Below are 21,846 nucleotides of genomic sequence, written 5' to 3' on the forward strand. Positions count from 1 at the left end.
TGAAATAAGTTGGTATTAAGCATAGCGCGAGGATATGTAAATAAGAATAAACAACGGGGCGGGATGGAGAAAAAATCGGCATTACGGCTACGATCTATCCCCTCTCCCTGTGGGAGAGGGTTAGGGTGAGGGCATCAGGCCGTGCGCGCCACCGCGTCACGCGAGGCTGCATCGCGCTCTTCACCGGTCAGCTCGCTCAGCCTGCCGTCGCGCATCTCCAGCAGGCGGTCGGCATGAATAAAGTAATGATCGTCGTGGCTGATGGCGAAAATGGTTTTACCCATCTGCTGCATCAGCGGCAGCAGCACCTGATAAAACTCGCGGCGGAAGTGCGGGTCCTGATCCGCCGCCCACTCATCCAGCAGAATGATGTCACGCTCTTCCGCCAGCGCCAGCAGCAGCGCCACGCGCTTTTTCTGCCCTTTGGAAAGCTTCAGATTGAGAATTTTACCGTCCTGAAGTTCCAGCTTGTGGGACATCTGCAGCTGCGCCAGCCATTTTTCCACCAGCGCAGGATTGGCCTGCTGCCCTTCCGGGCCCAGCAGTTGCTCAAACAGCCAGACGTCGGTGAACACCGCCGAGAATAACTTGCGGTAATCCTCGGGCTTCTCCGCGCTCAGCGCTCTGCCATCCAGTAAAATCTCGCCCGACTGCGGCTGATAAAGCCCGGTGAGCAGCATCGCCAGCGTCGATTTACCGCTGCCGTTGCCGCCAATCAGGAACAGCAGCTCGCCGCGGCGGATCGTCAGGTTGACCGGCCCCACGGAGAAGGCGCTGTCCTGATAGCGGAACGTGACGTTACGCAGCTCCAGCGTCTGCCAGTCAGGGAAGGCCTGCGGGCGCGGGAATTCGGCTTTAAACGGCGCGAGATCGAATTTGTTGAGCTTATTAAATGCCACCTGCGCACTCAGTAAGGTGGGCAACGCGCCGACCGCAGAGAGCAGCGGCGTGCGCAAAAACAGCAGCGTCAGCGAGTAGGTTGCCGCGACGTTGGTGTCCGCCCAGCCCAGGCTGTTCGCCATCCAGAATACCAGGCCAATGGCGCCCAGCATCATAATGTTTGACCAGTTCACCGCGCTCAGGTGGAAGGTATCAGCGCGAATGATGTGATGCCGGTACTCGCGTGCGTCCGGAATATAGAGATGGTTAAAGATATACTCGGCGCGCTCGCGGTTCAGGGTGAGTTCTTTGCGCCCTTCCAGCACCGTCTGGTAGTCGTTATAGAGCTTATCTTCGGTTTCGCGCAGCACCGCCATGTGTTTATAGACGCGTGACACCAGGACAAAACCGCCCCAGATGGTGATGGCGATCCACAGCGCAGTCACCGCCAGCATTTTGCTGGAGAGCCAGGCGAGATAGGCCGCCGAGCCAAAGGTCAGAATGATCCCCTGCACCAGCTCCGGCAAACGAACGAACGCGATGGTAATGGCGCGTACGTCGCTGGTAAGCCCCGCCAGCAGGGAGGCGCTACCGAGCTGCTCAACGCGCTCGACCTGGGTGTCCAGGATCCGCTTGATAAACTCACTGCGCAAACGAAAAACGAAATGGTGGCCGAGCGCGGTCAGCGCCAGCTGGGAGCCAAGCGTAACCGCCATCAGCAGCAGCAGCAGACCAAGAAACTCCGGCAATACGGAGAGCGAGGTGTCGACCATTTCAATTAACCGCACGTTAATAAACGCGATCAGGCCAATACCCAGAGCGGCGCTGGCCAGGCTTAACGCCATAACGGCGATGAAGGGCCAGCGGTACTGACGCCAGACGAGGAGAAGTAGTTGCATGCAGGCAATCCGGACAATAAAAATCAGCGAGCAGTGTAAACTGCCCTGCGCGGACATCAAGAATAATTCTTATTTTAGTTTACGCATCCCCGCCTGACGGAAGGTCAGATTAAAGCGGTACTCGCCCGTGAGGGGGTGAACGCCGGGTTTCAGGGGCTGAATGCCGTGATAATAAAGCCGCGATTCCCTGCCCCACACCACCACATCGCCATGTTCCAGCATAATGCGTTTGAGCGGATCGTTGCGGCGTAATCCCCCAAACTGAAAGACGGCGGGCAGACCTAACGATACCGAAACGATAGGCGCGCGCAGATCGGGCTCATCCTTGTCCTGATGCAGCGAGAGCTTCGCACCGACGGCGTAGCGGTTAATCAGACAAGCATCAGGACGAAAATCCGGATAATCCGCTGCCACGGCAGCCTCGTGACAAAGTGCCTGAAAAACCGCAGGTATGGGAGGCCACGGCCGGCCGGTCGTGGGATCGTTTGGAGCATACACATACCCACGTTCGTTTGTCGCCCAGCCCAGTTCGCCGCAGTTGGCCATGGCCACCGACATGGTGTAGCCGCCCGGCGTCACCATATGGCGAAACGGTGAAACCGCCGTGACCTCTTCAATACCGGCAAGCAACGCCGCCGCACGGAAGAGAGCAAAGCGGCGCAGGATCACCGCCCCTGGCGCAAGCGGTTCTTGCCAGGGTTCAGCATCCGCAAAAAGATCGAGCATTATTCCTCCCGGCGTTTCGCCTCACGTTTCAGTAACAGCGCTTTTCGCGCCGTCCCCCAGCGATAGCCCGACAGCGCACCGTCGTTGCGAACCACCCGATGACAGGGGATCACAATTGCCAGCGTGTTTGCCGCACAGGCGCCTGCTACGGCGCGTACCGCACTGGGTTGGCCAATCGCCTGCGCCACCTGCTGGTAGCTTGCCGTTTCGCCGCAGGGAATAGTGCGAAGGGCCTGCCAGACGCGCTGCTGGAACGCGGTACCGCGAATATCCAGCGGCAGCGCAAGCGGTACGTCGCGGTTATCAATACTGGCAATGACCTGGTGGATCCGCTGCACAAAGGCGTCGTCCAGCGGCGCGTGCGTAGCTTTTGGAAATTGCGTGGCAAGCTCTGCGGTGACTTCCGCATCGGTGTCACCCAGCAGAATCGCGCAGATCCCCCGCTCGCTTTCGGCAACCAGACAGCGTCCTAACGAACAGTCATGGATGGCATACCGCACGGCCACCTCTCCTTTACGGTACTGCTTCGCCGTCATGCCCAACGCATCGTTGGCTTTACGATAATAGCTGCTGCTGTCGGGAAATCCCGCCGCCAGCACGGCATCGGTAATTTTGTCTCCCTGCGTAAGCGCGGTGCGCAGACGCTGACCCCGCGCCGCCTGCTGCCAGGCTTTGGGCGTCATGCCGGTCACCGACTTAAACAGGCGGTGGAAATGGAAAGGACTCATGGCAACCTGCTCCGCCAGTCTCTCCAGGGTTAACGCGGGATCCTGCTCCAGAAGCCGGCAGGCATGTTCCACTTTTGCCAGCTTCTGCGCCTGCGGATCGCGTTTGTCCGGCATGCAGCGCTTGCACGGACGAAAGCCCGCCTGAGCGGCGTGCCAGGCATCGGGATAAAAGCGGACATTTTTACGCAGCGCGTGGCGGGCACGGCATGACGGGCGGCAGAAAATACCCGTCGTCTGCACGGCGAAGACAAACTGATCGTCTGCGAGCGGATCGCGGGCCAGCACGGCCTGCCAGCGATCCTCATCGGTCATTAAGGTTGGGTTTTTCATGATCGGCTCCTTGTATAAGCATACATAGAGCGTGCCTGAGCGCCACCGATAAAAAACCCGCAACCTTGCTTTTTAATTTTTGTCGCTGACCAGGAAACTGTTGAACTGCGGCGAGCTCCAGGTTTTGAACCCGTCGCCCTCTTTGGTGATCATATAAACCGCCAGCCCTTCCTGACGGACCACCTCTTTGGCTTTTTCCGGGCCGAGAACCATTAATCCGGTATCCCAGGCATCCGCTTCCAGCGCGGTGGGGGCAATGACCGTTACCGAGACCAGGTTATGCGTGATGGGGCGTCCGGTCTGCGGATCAATCACGTGCGAAATACGCTTCCCGTCAAGCTCGTAATAGTTGCGATAGCTTCCGGAGGTACTGATGCCATGTCCGTTGATATCCACTATCGCCTGCACGGCATTTTGCCGATCGGTTGGTTTTTGAATCGCTACGCGCCACGGTTTATCGCTGGCGTTCATACCCCGACTGACCAACGCGCCGCCCACCGAGACCAGATATCGGGAAATTCCTTCCTGCGCCATCAGTGCAGCAAGATGATCCGCCGCATAGCCTTCCCCGACCGTCGACAGATCGACAAACAGATCGGGGATATCTTTTTGCAGGTACTGCTGCCCGTACTGGTTGATCACGGTCAGATGCTGTAGCCCTGTCCGGGCGCGGGCGTCATCAATGGCCGCCTGTTCGGGCGTCTTCACCGGCTGTTTATTGGGGCCAAATCCCCAGAGGTTCACCAGAGGACCGACGGTCACATCCATCGCCCCGTTGGTTTTATAACCCACGCGCATTGCCTCGGTCACGATATCGGCCATCGCCTCGCTCACCGGCCACAGAGAAGTGCTGGTCGAGAGGTTAAAGCGCATCAGCGCCGAGTCATTTTTATAGGTCGACAGCAGCTGATCGTCGGCGTCCAGCTGCGACTGGATTTTGCCGCGAAGTTCATCCGTGCGTGTTTTATCGAGGTTCATCACGCTGACGCGCCAGAAGGTGCCCATCGTTTTACCTTCGAGCACCGTCGCGGCAGGTGCATCGGTTTTCGCCACGGTCGCGGGATCGTTACACGCGGTCAGGAAAAAAAGCATAGCCAGAAAGCTGGCGCGTAAAAAAGTCATGTCCATTCATTATTATCCTCATGCCAGGGCGGCAAGAGTACACCAAAAAAGGGGGGTTGTGAGAATCCAGCAAGCACAAAAAAGGGGGCCATCAGGCCCCCTTACGTCACACGTTAACGCGATTAGAACTGGTAAACCAGGCCCAGCGCGACGATATCGTCAGTACCGATACCCGCCTGACGGGTGAAGTCATTTTCATCAACCAGGTTGATTTTGTAATCCACGTAGGTGGACATGTTTTTGTTGAAGTAGTAAGTCGCACCCACATCAACATATTTCAGCAGATCCTGATCGCCGTAACCTTCGATGTCTTTGCCTTTAGACTGCAGGTAAGCCACGGATGGACGCAGGCCGAAGTCGAACTGGTACTGAGCAACCACTTCAAAGTTCTGCGCTTTGTTGGCCCAACCCAGATCGCCTGCGCGAGTCGCGTTGTAGGTCTGAGTATACTGAGCAGCCAGGTAGATGTTGTTCGCGTCGTATTTCAGACCGCCGGTATAGGTTTCAGCACGGTCGCCAGTACCGAAGCCCAGGTCGTTCTGGGAACTGGTGCGCTTAGAGCTGGACACGGCAGTACCAATACCGAAGCCTTCGCCCAGGTTATAAGTGATAGAACCGCCAACGCCATCACCGTTCTGACGCAGTGCTTCACGACCGTTGTTGGTCTGGTCCTCACCGCTTACGCTACCGTTTTTACCTTGATACTGAACAGCAAAGTTCAGGCCATCAACAAGGCCGAAGAAATCGCTGTTACGATAGGTCGCAAAGCCGTTACCACGCTGCTGCATGAAGTTGTCAGAACCGTAGGTGTCACCGCCGAATTCTGGCAGAACGTCGGTCCAGGAAGTTACATCGTAAACTACGCCGTAGTTACGACCGTAGTCGAAAGAACCCGCGTCACCAAATTTCAGACCGGCAAACGCCACACGGGTCCAGGCGTTGTTTTCATTCTCACCTGAGTTACCCTGAATCTGGTATTCCCACTGGCCGTAACCGGTCAGCTGATCGTTAACCTGGGTTTCGCCTTTGAAGCCAAGACGCATGTAGGTCTGGTCGCCATCAGCGCTGTCGTCATCGGAGAAATAGTGCAGACCATCAACTTTACCGTACAGATCTAATTTGTTGCCATCTTTGTTATAAATTTCGGCCGCATTTGCTGCGCCTGCCACCAGGAGTGCTGGTACCAGGAGGGACAGTACTTTAACTTTCATTTTATTAACCCTCTGTTATATGCCTTATAATTGCCACTGCTTACTGGTTAACCCTCATTAACCAGTCGGCAATTTCATTCTCCGCAAAATTACAGAATAATCCAACGCGAATATGATACGAAAACTTTGAAGATGTTTCATTTATCCATCAACATGTTTCAAAATGTAAATACCAAGGAACTTTTACAAAGCACAAATAGCTTAGAAATTTAGCACTTATAATCAAAAGAAAAAACATAGCCATAACAATCAATAAGTTATAATAAAAAACGTTACAGCACTGAATGACAAAACAAGATCTCACCTAATCTCTAAAATATCTCTCGCTATCATCATTAACTTTATTTATTACCGTCATTCAGTTTTGAATGTCTGTTTATCCCTAATTGAGCCGGATGCTTCGCATTCGGTTTTTTTTTACCTTTCTTTACGTAACTTCTCGTTTTTTGTGCTACCGCACCGAAATTGTAACGACTATTAACTAAATTCTCATCGGCCAACCTTCGCGAACACACAATTGATGTAAAACTTAATTTCTTGTTAATTCGTGCTATTTGCTGGCTAAGCGCACTTATTATTTGTACGCGCACGGCGTGTTTGTACATGTTTACTGCGCCGCCCGCCGCCGATATTGTCCGTTGAAAAAGTCGCCTTTTCCCGGACAGTGGCGCTGGAAATTCAGTTATTACCCTTTATACTGCCCTATCGCCACAGAGCATGACCATGACGGGTTAAAGATATCAATGAGTCAGACTGAAACCACCGCCCCGAGCAAATTCTCCCTCCTCCCCGGGAGCATCACCCGTTTCTTTCTTCTTTTGATCGTTGTGCTGTTAGTGACCATGGGGGTGATGGTACAAAGCGCGGTTAATGCCTGGCTGAAGGACAAGAGCTATCAGGTCGTCGATATCACCCACGCCGTGCATAAGCGCATCGATACCTGGCGCTACGCCACCTGGCAGATTTACGACAATATTGCAGCTGCACCGGCCTCCTCATCCGGAGATGGACTTCAGGAGACACGGCTTAAGCAGGATGTCTATTACCTCGAAAAACCGCAGCGTAAGACTGAGGCGCTTATTTTTGGCTCTCACGACAGCGCGACGCTTGAGATGACGCAGCGTATTTCGACCTATCTGGATACCCTCTGGGGCGCCGAAACGGTGCCATGGTCGATGTACTATCTGAACGGTCAGGACAACAGCATGATCCTGATCTCAACGCTGCCGTTAAAAGATCTCTCTTCCGGGTTTAAAGAGACCACCGTGGGCAGCATCGTCGATTCCCGCCGGGCAGAGATGCTGCAGCAGGCGAACGCCCTTGATGAACGTGAAAGCTTCTCTTCCCTGCGCCGCCTGGCCTGGCAAAACGGTCATTATTTTACTCTGCGCACTACCTTCAACCAGCCAGGGCATCTGGCGACGGTGGTCGCCTTCGATTTACCCATTAATGATTTAATCCCGCCGGATATGCCGCTCGATAGCTTCCGTCTGGAGCCCGACAGCAGCACCCAGAACATGCGTGCGGCGTCTGACAAAGAGGCCGCAGAGAGCGTATCGATCTCCTTTAACGGTTCAAAAATCGAAATTGCCTCATCCCTGAACTCGACCGGTATGCGTCTGGTGTGGCAGGTGCCGTTTGGTACGCTGTTGCTCGACACGCTGCAAAATATCCTGCTGCCTCTGCTGCTGAATATCGGTCTGCTGGCGCTGGCGCTGTTTGGCTACAGCACCTTCCGCTTCCAGTCGGGGCGTCAGAGCGACGCCGCGGCGGTCCCGGCCGGTACCAGCAATGAGCTGCGCGTATTACGCGCGCTGAATGAAGAGATTGTTTCCGTGCTGCCGCTTGGGGTCTTAGTTCACGATCAGGAAGCAAATCGTACGGTAATGAGCAATAAAATTGCCGACCATCTGCTGCCGCATCTTAACCTGCAGAACATCACCACCATGGCGGATCAGCACCAGGGGGTGATTCAGGCCACCATCAACAATGAACTGTACGAGATCCGCCAGTTCCGCAGCCAGGTGGCTCCCCGCACGCAAATCTTCATCATCCGCGATCAGGATCGCGAAGTGCTGGTGAATAAAAAGCTCAAGCAGGCGCAAAGACTGTATGAGAAAAACCAGCAGGGGCGCGCCGCATTTATGCAGAACATTGGCGATGCCTTCAAGCAGCCGTTAAAAACGCTGGCGACCCAGGCGGCGGCGTTAAATACGTCAGAAAGCCACCAGCTTGCCTGTCAGGCCGACTCGCTGGTCAGAATGGTTGATGAGATCCAGCTGGCGAACATGCTGGAGAATGATTTCTGGAAGGGAACCCCCACCCTCTTCTCCATTCAGGATCTGATCGATGAAGTGGTTCCGGAAGTCCTGCCCGTGATTAAGCGCAAAGGGCTGCAGCTGCTGATCAATAACAATCTTCCGGCAAATGACGAGCGCCACGGCGATCGTGAAGCGCTGCGCCGTATACTGTTGATGATTATTCAGTACGCGGTAACCACCACGCAGATCGGCAAGATCACCCTCGAAGTCAGTACGGAGGAGTCGGCAGAAGACCGCCTGACGTTCCGCATCCTGGACACCGGGGAAGGCGTCACCACGAGTGAAATTGATAATCTGCACTTCCCGTTCCTGAATGACACGCAAAGCGATCGTTACGGCAAGGCAAATGCCCTAACCTTCTGGCTGTGCGATCAGCTGGCGCGTAAGCTCGGTGGCCATCTCAATATCAAGGCCCGTGAATCTCTCGGCACCCGCTATTCTCTGCACGTGAAAATGGCGGCCAATCCGCAGGAAGAAGATGAAGAACGTCTGCTGGATGATGTCGTGGTGATGGTCGATGTTACGTCGAACGAGATCCGCAATATCGTCGTTCGTCAGTTAGAAAACTGGGGTGCGGCCTGCATCACGCCGGATGAAAGACTTGCAAGTCAAGAATTTGATCTGTTTTTAACTGATAATCCGTCTAATCTTACTGCCTCCGGCTTGCTTTTAAGCGATGATGAGTCAGGCGTGCGGAAAATCGGCCCTGGCCAGCTGCGCGTCAACTTTAATATAAGCAATGCGATGCAGGAAGCTGTACTACAACTAATAGAAGAGCAGCTGGCGCAGGAAGAGATAGCGGAATCACCGTTAGGCGGTAATGAAAATGCCGAGCTTCACGCCAGCGGATACTATTCACTCTTTGTTGATACAGTACCAGATGATGTTAAGCGGTTGTATACTGAGTCCGCTGCGAATGATTTTGCAGCGCTGGCACAGACAGCACACCGGCTTAAAGGGGTGTTTGCCATGCTTAATCTGGTTCCCGGCAAGCAGTTATGTGAAACGCTGGAACATCTAATTCGTGAGAAAGATGCCTCTGGCATTGAAAAATACATCAGCGACATTGACGCCTACGTCAAAAGCTTGCTGTAGCAAGGTAGCCTTATACATGAACAATATGAACGTAATTATTGCCGATGACCATCCGATTGTACTGTTCGGTATTCGCAAATCACTTGAACAGATCGAGTGGGTGAATGTAGTCGGTGAATTTGAAGACTCTACAGCACTGATCAATAACCTCCCAAAGCTTGATGCACACGTGCTCATTACCGATCTCTCCATGCCTGGAGACAAATACGGTGATGGGATCACGCTCATCAAATATATTAAACGTCACTTCCCGGATATCTCGATCATTGTTCTGACCATGAACAACAACCCGGCGATCCTGAGCGCGGTACTGGATCTGGACATCGAAGGGATTGTGCTGAAACAAGGTGCACCGACCGATCTGCCTAAAGCGCTTGCGGCGCTGCAGAAAGGCAAGAAGTTCACGCCTGAAAGCGTTTCTCGTCTGCTGGAAAAAATCAGCGCGGGTGGCTACGGTGACAAACGCCTGTCGCCGAAAGAGAGTGAAGTTCTGCGCCTGTTCGCAGAAGGTTTCCTGGTGACCGAGATTGCCAAGAAGCTGAACCGCAGTATTAAAACCATCAGCAGCCAGAAGAAATCAGCGATGATGAAGCTGGGCGTGGATAACGATATTGCTCTGCTGAACTATCTCTCCTCCGTCACGCTGAGCGCAACCGACAAGGATTGATCTCCGCTGTTTATGCCGGGTGGCGCTCGCGCTTACCCGGCCTACAGAACCCGCAGGCCCGCGCAAGCGCAGTACCGCCGGGCAATTAAAAAAGGCCCTTCCGGGCCTTTTTTATATCCGTGTTTTTCTCACACGCTCCGCGTAAATCGACAATGTCTGCTTCAGCACGTCCAGCGTCACCGGTTTCGACAGACAGCTGTCCATGCCTGACTCCAGACAGCGCTGCTTCTCTTCCGCCAGCGCGTTCGCCGTTACGCCCACCACCGGCAGCGTCAGGCCAAGCTGTCGGATGCGCTGCGTCAGACGGTAGCCGTCCATGTTAGGCATGTTGACGTCGCTCAGCACGATATCTATATGATTCTTACTCAGCACGTTTAGCGCATCCACGCCGTCATTGGCGGTTTTGCACTGGTAGCCCAGCGATCCAAGCTGGTCAGCCAGCAGGCGACGGTTAATCGGATGGTCATCCACCACCAGAATCATCATATCGTCATTCACCGACGCCAGAGACTCCGGTGACGGCAGTCCGCCCGCGCCGTCGCTCTCTTCCAGTTCCACTTTGTAGATGCGCGCCAGCAGACTCAACAGCTCGTGCGGGGTGGCGACACTGTGTACCCATTCCCCTGGCGCACGCTCAACCGGGATACCGATGTGGCGACGGCAGAAGAGCACTGACCCTCTCCCCTGCCACGGCTGTTCCGGCATCTCGTCGGCGATCAGCACATCGTCCACGTCCGGTGTTTGACCTTCATAGCGGCACACCCTCACGCCGCTGTGGGTAAGCAGCGCCGTCAGATAGTCATTCAGCGAGGCGTTATGCACCGCCAGCCAGCAGCGCTTATCGCTCAGCCCGTCTACCGTGGCTTTTGCCGGATACTGCGCCGAATAGAGCGGAATGCGGATGGTGAACTGGCTGCCCATGCCGGGCTCGGTATCCACGGAGATATCACCGTCCATCATGCTGACGAGCTTCTCACAAATCGCCAGCCCCAGTCCGGTACCCTGGAAGTTACGCTGCACGCCGGTACCGACCTGGAAGAACGGATCGAACAGACGAACCACCTCCTTCGCCGGGATGCCGACGCCCGTGTCGCGCACGCGAATGCTCAGGTAATCCCCCGCCCGGCAGACGTGCAGCACAATACAGCCGGTATCGGTGAATTTAATGGCGTTGCTGAGCAGGTTAGAGATGACCTGCTGCAGGCGCATCGGATCGCCGTGCAGCGTCAGCGGCACGTCCGGCTCAATAAAGCAGTAGAGCCCCAGCTGTTTACGCACCACCAGCGGGAGATAGTTGGCGCTGATATGGTTCATCACCTCGCGCGGCGAAAACTCGCGCGGCTCGATTTTCAACTGCTCGGACTCGATTTTAGAGAAGTCGAGAATATCGCTGATGATCTTCAGCAACAGGCTGGAGGAGTTGTTCATCGCCGTCACCAGCCGGTCGACGCCTTTCGGCAATTCCTTGGTCTGAAGCAGATCAAGGTTACCGATAATCCCGTACAGCGGCGTACGCAGCTCGTGGCTGACGGTGGCAAGGAACATGGACTTCGACTGGCTGGCCTGCTCTGCCGCCTGCGCCATCTCCTGCAACGACTCTTCCATCTTCACGCGCGCGGAGACATCCACCAGCACGCAAATCGCTACGTTTTCATTGCGATAGCGGGAATGCACAAAGCTGATCTGCAGGTTGGTGTGCGTACTGGTCAACACGTCGACAAAGTTAACCTGCTGACCGCAGATAATTTGCGTCAGCCTCTGCCGGTCTTCGTGCGTCAGCATGTTCAGGTAGTTATGTGCCAGTTCGTTACTCAGGATATTGGTCCCGTCCTGGGTACGCAGGATACAGATCCCCACCGGCGCCGAGGCAACAATCTTGCGGTTAAACTGCTCGTGTTCCTCCAGTCGCTGGGCGTCGCTTTCGGCAGGAATAAAGATTTTCCGCTCATACATGCGCGCCAGCGTAAACAGCGCGCCCCCGGCCAGCAGGTTGAGCAGAATCGCATTCATGATAAGAATGCGTATCCGCTCAAGCACCATATCCACCGGCAGCGAATAGACGATACTGAGCGACGAAGGCGGCAGGCTCTTCTTCAGCACCAGCTCGCGGAAACCTGAGGTATAGCCAAACCACGACCGCTCCTGCATCCAGTGCGGTTCGACGTTTAGACGGTTATCAGGCCCGGCAAGCGAGATCAACTGATGACCGTTTTCATCCAGAATGGTCACGCCCATGGGCAGGCTGCCCGGGGTGAAGAAGTTTTCCATGCGAATGGTCTGCTCAATCCCCAGCAGCGCCTGCAGGCGATTGCCCAGATAAACCGGCGTCAGGGCGTAGAAATAGCCCACGCCCGGACGCGGGCCCTGGCTCACCCAGAAGATGTTATTGCCGCGCTCGTCCTGCGGTGCATTGCGGTATTTGACAATACGTTCATGCAGGCTTTTCAGCGCATCGTCACGTTCAACGGGCACGTCGCGCAGGCCAAAGTCAGCCATGCAGAGATTCTCGCTGCCAATCAGGAAGACGCGGTTCAGGTCGTAGGCGGCGGAGAAATTGTCGCGCCAGTAGCGCATAAACCAGGCGAGCGATTCCAGAGAGCCGCGCCAGGTATTGCTCATGGTGGAGCAATCGGAATCCGGGAACAGCGGCTGGAAGTCCGGGACTTCGGTTTTGTCATCACGCCCGCGAAGCGCAAGGATGCCGTTTTCCGCCGTCAGACGATTTTCGGCAATATACTTCAGCTCCTTCATCACGTCAGACGTTCGCTGAATGTAGCGCTGGGCCTGGTCGGAGCTTAAGTTAAACTCCTGGCGGATCTCCGCTTCTTTCTGGTGCAGGGCGTTAACGATGTAAAACACCGAGAACAGGGCTACCAGCAGCCAAAGCAGGAGCGCCAGCGCCCGAAACAGATAGCGAGAGACTTTCAGCGTAGTACGAAAGGAGACGAGGTATTTCAAGGGGGCGAGGCTCCGCCGTCGGGGTCAAAAGAATGTGGTTAAGGTAGCGGTAAACGCGCCAGGTCGCAACGTTGACTTATCTGCTTGTGCAAAAGAAAAGGGCCGGAATCCGGCCCTTTTTTGCATCAGGAGACATTACTCGTCAGCGTCATCCGCTACGTCATCGTCGGTGTCGGCTTCCGGCGCGATATCCTCATCGCCTTCCGCGACGCTACCGTCGATGGAGTCGAGCTCTTCGTCATCCACCGGCTCAGCAACGCGCTGCAGACCCACCACGTTTTCATCTTCCGCTGTACGGATGAGGATCACGCCCTGGGTGTTACGACCCACCACGCTGATCTCAGACACGCGGGTACGCACCAGCGTACCGGCATCGGTGATCATCATGATCTGGTCCGCATCGTCCACCTGCACCGCGCCGACAACGGAACCGTTGCGCTCGGTCACCTTGATGGAGATGACGCCCTGCGTGCCGCGAGACTTGGTTGGGTATTCCCCTTCCGCCGTACGTTTACCGTAACCATTCTGCGTCACGGTCAGGATAGCCCCTTCACCGCGCGGAATAATCAGAGAAACAACGCTGTCTTCGCCAGCCAGCTTGATACCACGCACGCCCGTCGCGGTACGACCCATCGCACGAACGGCGTCTTCTTTGAAGCGCACCACTTTACCGGCCGCAGAGAAGAGCATCACTTCATCGGAACCGGAGGTCAGATCCACGCCAATCAGCTCGTCGCCTTCGTTCAGGTTCACGGCGATAATACCGGCAGAACGCGGACGGCTGAATTCGGTCAGCGCGGTTTTCTTCACGGTACCGCTGGCGGTCGCCATAAAGACGTTCACGCCCTCTTCGTACTCGCGTACCGGCAGGATAGCGGTGATACGTTCGTTCGCTTCCAGCGGCAGCAGGTTAACGATTGGACGACCACGCGCGCCACGGCTTGCTTCCGGCAGCTGATAGACTTTCATCCAGTACAGACGACCGCGGCTGGAGAAGCAGAGGATCGTGTCATGGGTGTTCGCCACCAGCAGGCGGTCAATGAAGTCTTCTTCTTTAATACGTGCTGCAGACTTGCCTTTACCGCCACGACGCTGTGCTTCGTAATCAGTTAACGGCTGATACTTCACGTAGCCCTGGTGAGACAGGGTCACAACAACGTCTTCCTGGTTGATCAGGTCTTCGATGTTGATGTCCGCGCTGTTGGCGGTGATTTCGGTGCGGCGCTCGTCGCCGAACTGATCGCGGACCAGCTCCAGCTCTTCATGGATCACTTCCATCAGGCGCTCTGCGCTGCCCAGAATGTGCAGCAGCTCAGCAATCTGTTCCAGCAACTCTTTGTATTCGTCGAGCAGTTTTTCATGCTCAAGGCCGGTCAGTTTCTGCAGACGCAGATCCAGAATCGCCTGGGCCTGCTGTTCAGTCAGGTAGTACTGACCGTCACGCACGCCGAATTCAGGTTCCAGCCACTCAGGACGCGCCGCGTCATCGCCCGCACGTTCCAGCATCGCGGCGACGTTGCCCAGATCCCACGGACGGGAAATCAGCGCAGTTTTCGCTTCCGCCGGGGTTGGTGCACGACGGATCAGTTCGATGATCGGGTCGATGTTGGCCAGCGCAACCGCCAGCGCTTCAAGGATGTGCGCACGGTCGCGCGCTTTGCGCAGTTCGAAGATAGTACGACGGGTCACCACTTCACGGCGGTGACGGACGAACGCGCTCAGGATCTCTTTCAGGTTCATGATCTTCGGCTGACCATGGTGCAGTGCAACCATGTTGATACCGAAGGAGACCTGAAGCTGCGTCTGGGAGTACAGGTTGTTCAGGACAACCTCACCCACCGCGTCGCGTTTGATCTCAATCACGATGCGCATACCGTCTTTGTCAGACTCGTCACGCAGCGCGCTGATGCCTTCAACACGTTTTTCTTTTACCAGCTCGGCGATTTTTTCAATCAGACGCGCTTTGTTCACCTGATACGGGATCTCGTGAACAATGATGGTTTCACGGCCGGTTTTGGCGTCCGCTTCCACTTCGGCACGGGCACGGATGTAAATCTTGCCGCGGCCGGTACGGTACGCTTCTTCAATACCGCGACGACCGTTGATGATCGCCGCCGTTGGGAAGTCCGGGCCCGGAATGTGTGTCATCAGCCCTTCAATGCTGATGTCTTCATCATCGATATAGGCCAGACAGCCGTTGATCACCTCGGTGATATTGTGCGGCGGAATGTTGGTTGCCATACCGACCGCGATGCCGGACGAACCGTTCACTAACAGGTTCGGGATCTTGGTGGGCATCACATCTGGGATGCGCTCGGTGCCGTCGTAGTTATCGACGAAATCAACGGTCTCTTTTTCCAGGTCGGCCATCAGCTCATGAGCGATTTTCGACATACGGATTTCCGTATAACGCATCGCTGCAGCGGAGTCGCCGTCGACTGAACCAAAGTTACCCTGGCCATCTACCAGCATGTAGCGCAAGGAGAATGGCTGCGCCATACGAACGATGGTGTCATAAACGGCGGTATCACCATGCGGGTGATATTTACCGATGACGTCACCGACGACGCGGGCAGATTTTTTATAGGCTTTATTCCAGTCATTGCCCAATACGTTCATGGCGTATAGTACGCGACGGTGTACCGGCTTCAGGCCATCGCGGACGTCCGGCAGCGCACGGCCAACAATGACCGACATCGCATAGTCCAGATAGGAGCTCTTCAGCTCTTCCTCGATGTTAACCGGTGTAATTTCTCTCGCAAGGTCGCTCATCTAACCGCTATCCCTCTACTGTATCCCGGATTCAAAGGTCGCAAATTATAACACAGCCGAGGTGATTGAGGTAAACCTATACGCTTTATTCACAGGGATTGCCTGATATACTCATTCGTCTTGCTAAATAAGGAGTAAAAGCGCCCATGAATGCCGAAAAATCCCCGGTGGCTCACAACGTTGACCACGAAGAGATTGCCAAATTTGAAGCGGTGGCGTCCCGCTGGTGGGATCTCGAAGGTGAGTTCAAACCGCTGCACCGTATTAACCCGCTGCGTCTGGGCTATATCGCGGAGCGTTCTGGCGGTCTGTTCGGTAAAAAAGTGCTCGATGTCGGCTGCGGCGGCGGTATCCTGGCGGAAAGCATGGCGCGCGAAGGGGCGAACGTCACGGGCCTGGATATGGGTTTTGAACCGCTGCAGGTTGCCCGTCTTCACGCGCTGGAGTCTGGCATACAGGTAGACTACGTGCAGGAAACCGTGGAAGAACACGCGGCAAAACATGCCCATCAGTACGATGTGGTGACCTGCATGGAGATGCTGGAGCACGTTCCCGATCCACAGTCCGTAGTGCACGCCTGTGCAAAACTGGTGAAACCGGGCGGCCAGGTCTTCTTCTCAACCCTCAACCGCAATGCTAAAGCCTGGTTGATGGCCGTCGTCGGCGCGGAGTATGTGCTGCGCATGGTGCCGAAAGGCACGCACGACGTGAAGAAATTCATCAAGCCGGCGGAGCTGTTAAGCTGGGTTGACCAGACGTGGCTCAAGGAGCAGCACATCACCGGCCTGCACTACAATCCGCTGACCAATAAATTCAAACTCGCACCGGGCGTTGATGTTAACTATATGTTGCACACAACCGCCAAAAACGACTAACGTCATTCGTTATTCTTATAAAGATTGCGCGACATCATGTTGCGCAATTCTGACCTCCCGTTGAAGAAATCAGCACTCGATCAAATTTTGATTTTTTTTTCTTAATTATTGACATGTCTTCCAGGCCTTACGGTACGAGGACTTAGCCTTTTTTACCCTTTCACAACCTCAATTTAACGTCAAAATCAACCCTTGTGCTGAAAAGATTCGATACTAGAATACTCACCATATAGCGTTTTTCTTATCGCAAACCCCCTATATGTAGTATTTATCCACAGAGTTAGTCACAAGACGGTTCTGTGGATAAGCGGGGGATATTTTTTATTTCACGGACAGGTAAAACCCACATGAATCAGAGTCTGCTGGTGACAAAGCGCGACGGTACTACCGAGCGTATCAATCTGGACAAAATCCATCGAGTTCTCGACTGGGCAGCAGAAGGACTGAACAACGTATCTATCTCCCAGGTTGAACTGCGTTCTCATATTCAGTTCTACGACGGCATCAAAACGTCTGATATCCACGAAACCATCATCAAAGCGGCGGCGGACCTGATCTCCCGCGAAGCACCGGATTATCAGTACCTGGCTGCACGTCTGGCGATTTTCCACCTGCGTAAAAAAGCCTACGGCCAGTTTGAGCCGCCGAAGCTTTACGATCACGTGGTGAAAATGGTTGAGCTGGGCAAATACGACACGCATCTGCTGGAAGACTATACGGAAGAAGAGTTCGAGCAGATGAACGGGTTTATCGATCACTGGCGCGACATGAACTTCTCCTACGCGGCGGTGAAGCAGCTCGAAGGCAAATACCTGGTTCAGAACCGTGTAACCGGTGAGATCTACGAAAGCGCCCAGTTCCTCTACATTCTGGTGGCCGCCTGCCTGTTCTCAAACTACCCGCGTGATACCCGTCTGGATTACGTGAAGCGTTTCTACGATGCGGTATCGACGTTCAAGATTTCTCTGCCCACGCCAATCATGTCTGGCGTGCGCACCCCTACCCGTCAGTTCAGCTCCTGCGTGCTGATCGAGTGTGGTGACAGCCTGGACTCCATCAACGCCACCTCCAGCGCCATTGTGAAATACGTTTCCCAGCGCGCCGGTATCGGCATCAACGCCGGCCGCATCCGTGCGCTGGGCAGCCCGATTCGCGGCGGTGAAGCGTTCCACACCGGCTGTATCCCGTTCTATAAGCACTTCCAGACGGCAGTAAAATCCTGCTCTCAGGGCGGCGTACGCGGCGGTGCTGCGACCCTGTTCTACCCAATGTGGCACCTGGAAGTGGAAAGCCTGCTGGTTCTGAAAAACAACCGTGGTGTCGAAGGCAACCGCGTGCGTCACATGGACTACGGCGTGCAGATCAACAAGCTGATGTACACCCGTCTGCTGAAGGGCGAAGACATTACCCTGTTCAGCCCGTCCGACGTCCCGGGCCTGTACGACGCGTTCTTCGCCGATCAGGACGAGTTCGAGCGTCTTTACACCAAATACGAAAAAGACGACAGCATCCGCAAGCAGCGCGTGAAGGCAGTTGAGCTGTTCTCCCTGATGATGCAGGAACGTGCCTCTACCGGCCGTATCTACATCCAGAACGTTGACCACTGCAACACCCACAGCCCGTTTGATCCGGTCGTTGCGCCAGTGCGCCAGTCTAACCTGTGCCTGGAGATCGCCCTGCCGACCAAACCGCTGGAAGATGTGAACGACGAAAACGGTGAAATTGCGCTGTGTACGCTGTCCGCATTTAACCTGGGCGCAATTAAGAGCCTGGACGAGCTGGAAGAGCTGGCCGTGCTGGCAGTTCGTGCCCTTGACGCTCTGCTGGACTACCAGGATTACCCAATCCCGGCAGCGAAACGCGGTGCGATGGGCCGTCGTACCCTGGGTATCGGCGTGATCAACTTCGCCTACTGGCTGGCGAAAAACGGCAAGCGTTACTCCGACGGCAGCGCTAACAACCTGACGCACCAGACGTTTGAAGCCATTCAGTACTACCTGATGAAAGCGTCCAACGAGCTGGCGAAAGAGCAAGGCGCGTGCCCGTGGTTCAACGAAACCACCTACGCGAAAGGCATTCTGCCGATCGACACCTACAAGAAAGACCTGGATGCGATCGTCAGCGAGCCGCTGCATCTCGACTGGGAAGGCCTGCGCGAGTCCATTAAAACGCACGGCCTGCGTAACTCTACGCTGTCTGCCCTGATGCCGTCTGAGACCTCTTCGCAGATCTCTAACGCCACCAACGGCATTGAGCCACCGCGCGGCCACGTCAGCATCAAAGCCTCGAAAGACGGCGTGCTGCGTCAGGTGGTGCCGGATTACGAGACGCTGGGTGACAACTACGAGCTGCTGTGGGAAATGCCAAACAACGACGGCTACCTGCAGCTGGTGGGTATCATGCAGAAGTTTATCGACCAGTCGATCTCTGCCAATACCAACTATGACCCGACGCGCTTCCCGTCCGGCAAGGTTCCGATGCAGCAACTGCTGAAAGACCTGCTCACCGCCTACAAATTTGGCGTGAAAACCCTGTACTATCACAACACCCGTGATGGTGCAGAAGACGCGCAGGACGACCTGGTTCCGTCAATTCAGGACGATGGCTGCGAAAGCGGCGCATGTAAGATCTAAGCACTTCGCCGGGTGGCGCTACGCTTACCCGGCCTACGGTTTTGTAGGCCCGGCAAACGCAGTGCCGCCGGGCAATAAAATCTCAACAGGACTCACCGCAATGGCATATACCACCTTTTCACAGACGAAAAACGACCAGCTCAAAGAGCCGATGTTCTTCGGCCAGCCGGTCAACGTGGCACGCTACGATCAGCAAAAATATGACATCTTCGAAAAGCTGATTGAAAAGCAACTCTCCTTCTTCTGGCGTCCGGAAGAAGTGGACGTCTCCCGCGACCGTATTGACTACCAGTCTCTGCCGGATCACGAAAAACATATCTTCATCAGCAACCTGAAGTACCAGACGCTGCTGGACTCCATTCAGGGCCGTAGCCCGAACGTGGCGCTGCTGCCGCTGATCTCGATTCCAGAGCTGGAAACTTGGGTGGAAACCTGGGCGTTCTCCGAGACGATCCACTCCCGCTCTTATACCCACATTATCCGCAACATCGTGAACGATCCGGCGGTGGTGTTTGACGATATCGTCACCAACGAACAGATCCAGAAGCGCGCGGAAGGCATTGCTCATTACTACGACGAGCTGATCGAGATGACCAGCTACTGGCATCTGCTGGGTGAAGGCACCCACCACGTGGATGGCAAAACCATCACCGTAAACCTGCGTGCGCTGAAAAAGCAGCTGTACCTGTGCCTGATGAGCGTCAACGCGCTGGAAGCGATCCGCTTCTACGTGAGCTTCGCCTGCTCCTTCGCCTTTGCCGAGCGCAAGCTGATGGAAGGCAACGCCAAGATCATCCGTCTGATTGCCCGTGATGAAGCCCTGCACCTGACCGGTACCCAGCACATGCTGAACCTGCTGCGCAGCGGCACGGACGATCCTGAGATGGCGGCAATCGCCGAAGAGTGCAAGCAGGAGTGCTACGACCTGTTCGTGCTGGCGGCCCAGCAGGAGAAAGAGTGGGCAGACTACCTGTTCCGTGACGGCTCCATGATTGGCCTGAACAAAGACATCCTGTGCCAGTACGTGGAGTACATCACCAACATCCGCATGCAGGCTGTCGGTCTCGACCTGCCGTTCCAGACGCGCTCTAACCCTATCCCGTGGATCAACACCTGGCTGGTGTCCGATAACGTGCAGGTCGCGCCGCAGGAAGTGGAAGTGAGTTCTTATCTGGTCGGTCAGATTGATTCTGAAGTCAACACCGACGACCTGAGCGACTTCCAGCTCTGATGACGCGCGTCACGCTGAGCCTTTCGGGTACAGAAGTGCTGTGCCAGGAAGAGCACCCTTCCCTGCTGGTGGCGCTTGAAGCGCATCAGGTGGAGGTCGAGTACCAGTGTCGTGAAGGCTATTGCGGCTCGTGCCGCTGCCGTCTGGTCGCCGGCCAGGTGGACTGGCTGACCGAACCGCTGGCCTTTATCAATGAAGGGGAAATTTTGCCCTGCTGCTGCCGGGCAAAAGGCGATATCGAAATCGAGATGTGAATGTGTCGGGTGGCGCTTTGCTTACCCGACCTACAAAACCGCAGTTCGTAGGCCGGGTAAGGCGCAGCCGCCACCCGGCAATTTCAGCGTTAATCCTTCAAAAAGCTCACCGCTTTATCCGGGAAATCCGTGAACAGTCCGTCCACGCCCGCCTGCTTATACAACACCTCATAAAGCTGATTCACATCCGTGGCATACGGCGGAAGCTGGTCTGCACGCACGGTGTACGGATGCACCTGCATCTTGCTGGCATGCGCCTCTTTCACCATCGCCGTCAGCTTCACGTGGCCCGGCGTTGAGCCTTCCGCCACCAGCATATGGTAATCAGGCCCAATGCCGTCGGCGTACTGCGCAATCTGCTTCATCGCGCCCGGCTTAAACATCCAGTCGTAGTTGTAGTTCACCCACGTCCCGTCCGGCTGCTTCTCCTGGGTTTCATTCCAGTCAGTGTAGGCAATCAGCTGCACCAGGTTGAGGTTCATGCCCATCTTCGGCTCCAGCTCGGTTTTGATGCGCTTCAGCTCGGCGGCATCAAAACACTGCAGGTAGACCTTGTCCTTCTTGCTGGTGTAGCCGTACTGTTTCAGCACCTCCAGCGTCTTCGCGGCAATGTCCTTCCCTTCCTGATGGTGGAACCACGGCGCTTTAATTTCCGGATAGATGCCGATGTTTTTACCGGTTGAGTGGTTCAGCCCCTGAACAAACTCAATCTCTTCCTGGAAGGTATGGATCCGGAAGTCAGATTTGCCCATCGGGAAACGTCCCGGATAGACCTGCACCTTCTTGCCGTTTTCAATCTCGAAGCCTTCGGTAAACTTCAGAGAGCGGATCTCCGCCAGCGTGAAGTCAATGGCGTAGAAGCGGCCATCTTTGCGGGCGCGGTCCGGGAAGCGCTCCGCCACGTCCGTCACGCGGTCAAGATAGTGATCGTGCAGGACGACCAGCTGGTCGTCCTTCGTCATCACCAGATCCTGCTCCAGGTAATCCGCACCCTGCGCATAGGCCATCGCTTTCGCCGGCAGCGTATGCTCCGGCAGATAGCCGCTCGCGCCGCGGTGGGCAATAACGATTTTATCCGCCGCCAGCGCGGACCCGGTCATCAGGCCCGCCAGCAGCAGGCCTGTCGCTAACTGAGTTAATTTCAT

At 55.4% G+C, this 21,846-nt stretch carries 14 protein-coding genes; 6 read left to right on the forward strand and 8 right to left on the reverse strand.

From position 1 onward, the window contains the following. Window positions 1–134 precede the first annotated feature (134 nt). The 5 genes from V1572_RS18220 to V1572_RS18240 form a co-directional block, all read right to left on the reverse strand. Entirely contained in the window at window positions 135–1,778 is a 1,644-nt protein-coding gene (locus V1572_RS18220) for a multidrug ABC transporter permease/ATP-binding protein (protein WP_045908765.1), read from the reverse strand. A 69-nt stretch (window positions 1,779–1,847) separates the two neighbouring features. Beyond that, entirely contained in the window at window positions 1,848–2,504 is a 657-nt protein-coding gene (gene alkB, locus V1572_RS18225) for a DNA oxidative demethylase AlkB (RefSeq protein ID WP_395299454.1), read from the reverse strand. Further along, window positions 2,504–3,562: a bifunctional DNA-binding transcriptional regulator/O6-methylguanine-DNA methyltransferase Ada gene (ada, locus tag V1572_RS18230; RefSeq protein WP_395299455.1), complete on the reverse strand. Its 1,059-nt coding sequence runs from the start codon at window positions 3,560–3,562 to the stop codon at window positions 2,504–2,506. Before ada ends, alkB begins: the two co-directional genes overlap by 1 nt. A gap of 72 nt (window positions 3,563–3,634) precedes the next feature. Further along, window positions 3,635–4,690, reverse strand: a complete 1,056-nt coding sequence (apbE, locus tag V1572_RS18235) for an FAD:protein FMN transferase ApbE (RefSeq protein ID WP_045908705.1) — start codon at window positions 4,688–4,690, stop codon at window positions 3,635–3,637. Between the two features lie 116 nt (window positions 4,691–4,806). Further along, a complete protein-coding gene (locus V1572_RS18240; protein WP_048029692.1) occupies window positions 4,807–5,895 on the reverse strand; it encodes a porin OmpC in 1,089 nt (362 codons plus the stop codon). Between the two features lie 743 nt (window positions 5,896–6,638). On the opposite strand from V1572_RS18240, the gene rcsD reads away from it, so the two are divergent. Then, a complete protein-coding gene (gene rcsD, locus V1572_RS18245; RefSeq protein ID WP_063622157.1) occupies window positions 6,639–9,311 on the forward strand; it encodes a phosphotransferase RcsD in 2,673 nt (890 codons plus the stop codon). Window positions 9,312–9,327: 16 nt separating this feature from the next. Continuing rightward, on the forward strand, window positions 9,328–9,978 hold the full coding sequence (gene rcsB / locus V1572_RS18250; protein WP_003859405.1) for a response regulator transcription factor RcsB: 651 nt from the start codon (window positions 9,328–9,330) through the stop codon (window positions 9,976–9,978). Window positions 9,979–10,089: 111 nt separating this feature from the next. Here rcsB and rcsC read toward each other — a convergent pair whose 3' ends face one another. Together rcsC and gyrA are read right to left on the reverse strand one after the other, a co-directional pair. After that, window positions 10,090–12,936 carry a two-component system sensor histidine kinase RcsC gene (gene rcsC / locus V1572_RS18255; RefSeq protein ID WP_104950479.1) on the reverse strand — a complete coding sequence of 949 codons (2,847 nt, stop codon included), beginning with the start codon at window positions 12,934–12,936 and terminating at the stop codon, window positions 10,090–10,092. Window positions 12,937–13,071: 135 nt separating this feature from the next. After that, window positions 13,072–15,708, reverse strand: a complete 2,637-nt coding sequence (gene gyrA, locus V1572_RS18260; protein ID WP_395299456.1) for a DNA topoisomerase (ATP-hydrolyzing) subunit A — start codon at window positions 15,706–15,708, stop codon at window positions 13,072–13,074. Between the two features lie 146 nt (window positions 15,709–15,854). Between gyrA and ubiG the strand changes: the two genes are divergently transcribed. From ubiG to yfaE, 4 genes are all read left to right on the forward strand, one after another. Next, entirely contained in the window at window positions 15,855–16,583 is a 729-nt protein-coding gene (gene ubiG, locus V1572_RS18265) for a bifunctional 2-polyprenyl-6-hydroxyphenol methylase/3-demethylubiquinol 3-O-methyltransferase UbiG (protein WP_045908709.1), read from the forward strand. Window positions 16,584–16,930: 347 nt separating this feature from the next. Next, on the forward strand, window positions 16,931–19,216 hold the full coding sequence (nrdA, locus tag V1572_RS18270; protein ID WP_395299457.1) for a class 1a ribonucleoside-diphosphate reductase subunit alpha: 2,286 nt from the start codon (window positions 16,931–16,933) through the stop codon (window positions 19,214–19,216). A 100-nt stretch (window positions 19,217–19,316) separates the two neighbouring features. After that, window positions 19,317–20,447 carry a class Ia ribonucleoside-diphosphate reductase subunit beta gene (gene nrdB, locus V1572_RS18275; protein WP_045908711.1) on the forward strand — a complete coding sequence of 377 codons (1,131 nt, stop codon included), beginning with the start codon at window positions 19,317–19,319 and terminating at the stop codon, window positions 20,445–20,447. Next, window positions 20,447–20,701 (forward strand): class I ribonucleotide reductase maintenance protein YfaE, encoded by a 255-nt coding sequence (yfaE, locus tag V1572_RS18280; protein ID WP_025757202.1) that lies wholly within the window; start codon window positions 20,447–20,449, stop codon window positions 20,699–20,701. The genes nrdB and yfaE overlap by 1 nt, the downstream gene beginning before the upstream one ends. A gap of 89 nt (window positions 20,702–20,790) precedes the next feature. On the opposite strand, the gene glpQ is transcribed toward yfaE, so the two are convergent. Continuing rightward, a complete protein-coding gene (gene glpQ, locus V1572_RS18285) occupies window positions 20,791–21,846 on the reverse strand; it encodes a glycerophosphodiester phosphodiesterase (protein ID WP_048029690.1) in 1,056 nt (351 codons plus the stop codon).

Source organism: Enterobacter quasiroggenkampii (assembly GCF_043972695.1).
In the GTDB taxonomy this organism is placed as follows: Bacteria; Pseudomonadota; Gammaproteobacteria; order Enterobacterales; family Enterobacteriaceae; genus Enterobacter; species Enterobacter quasiroggenkampii.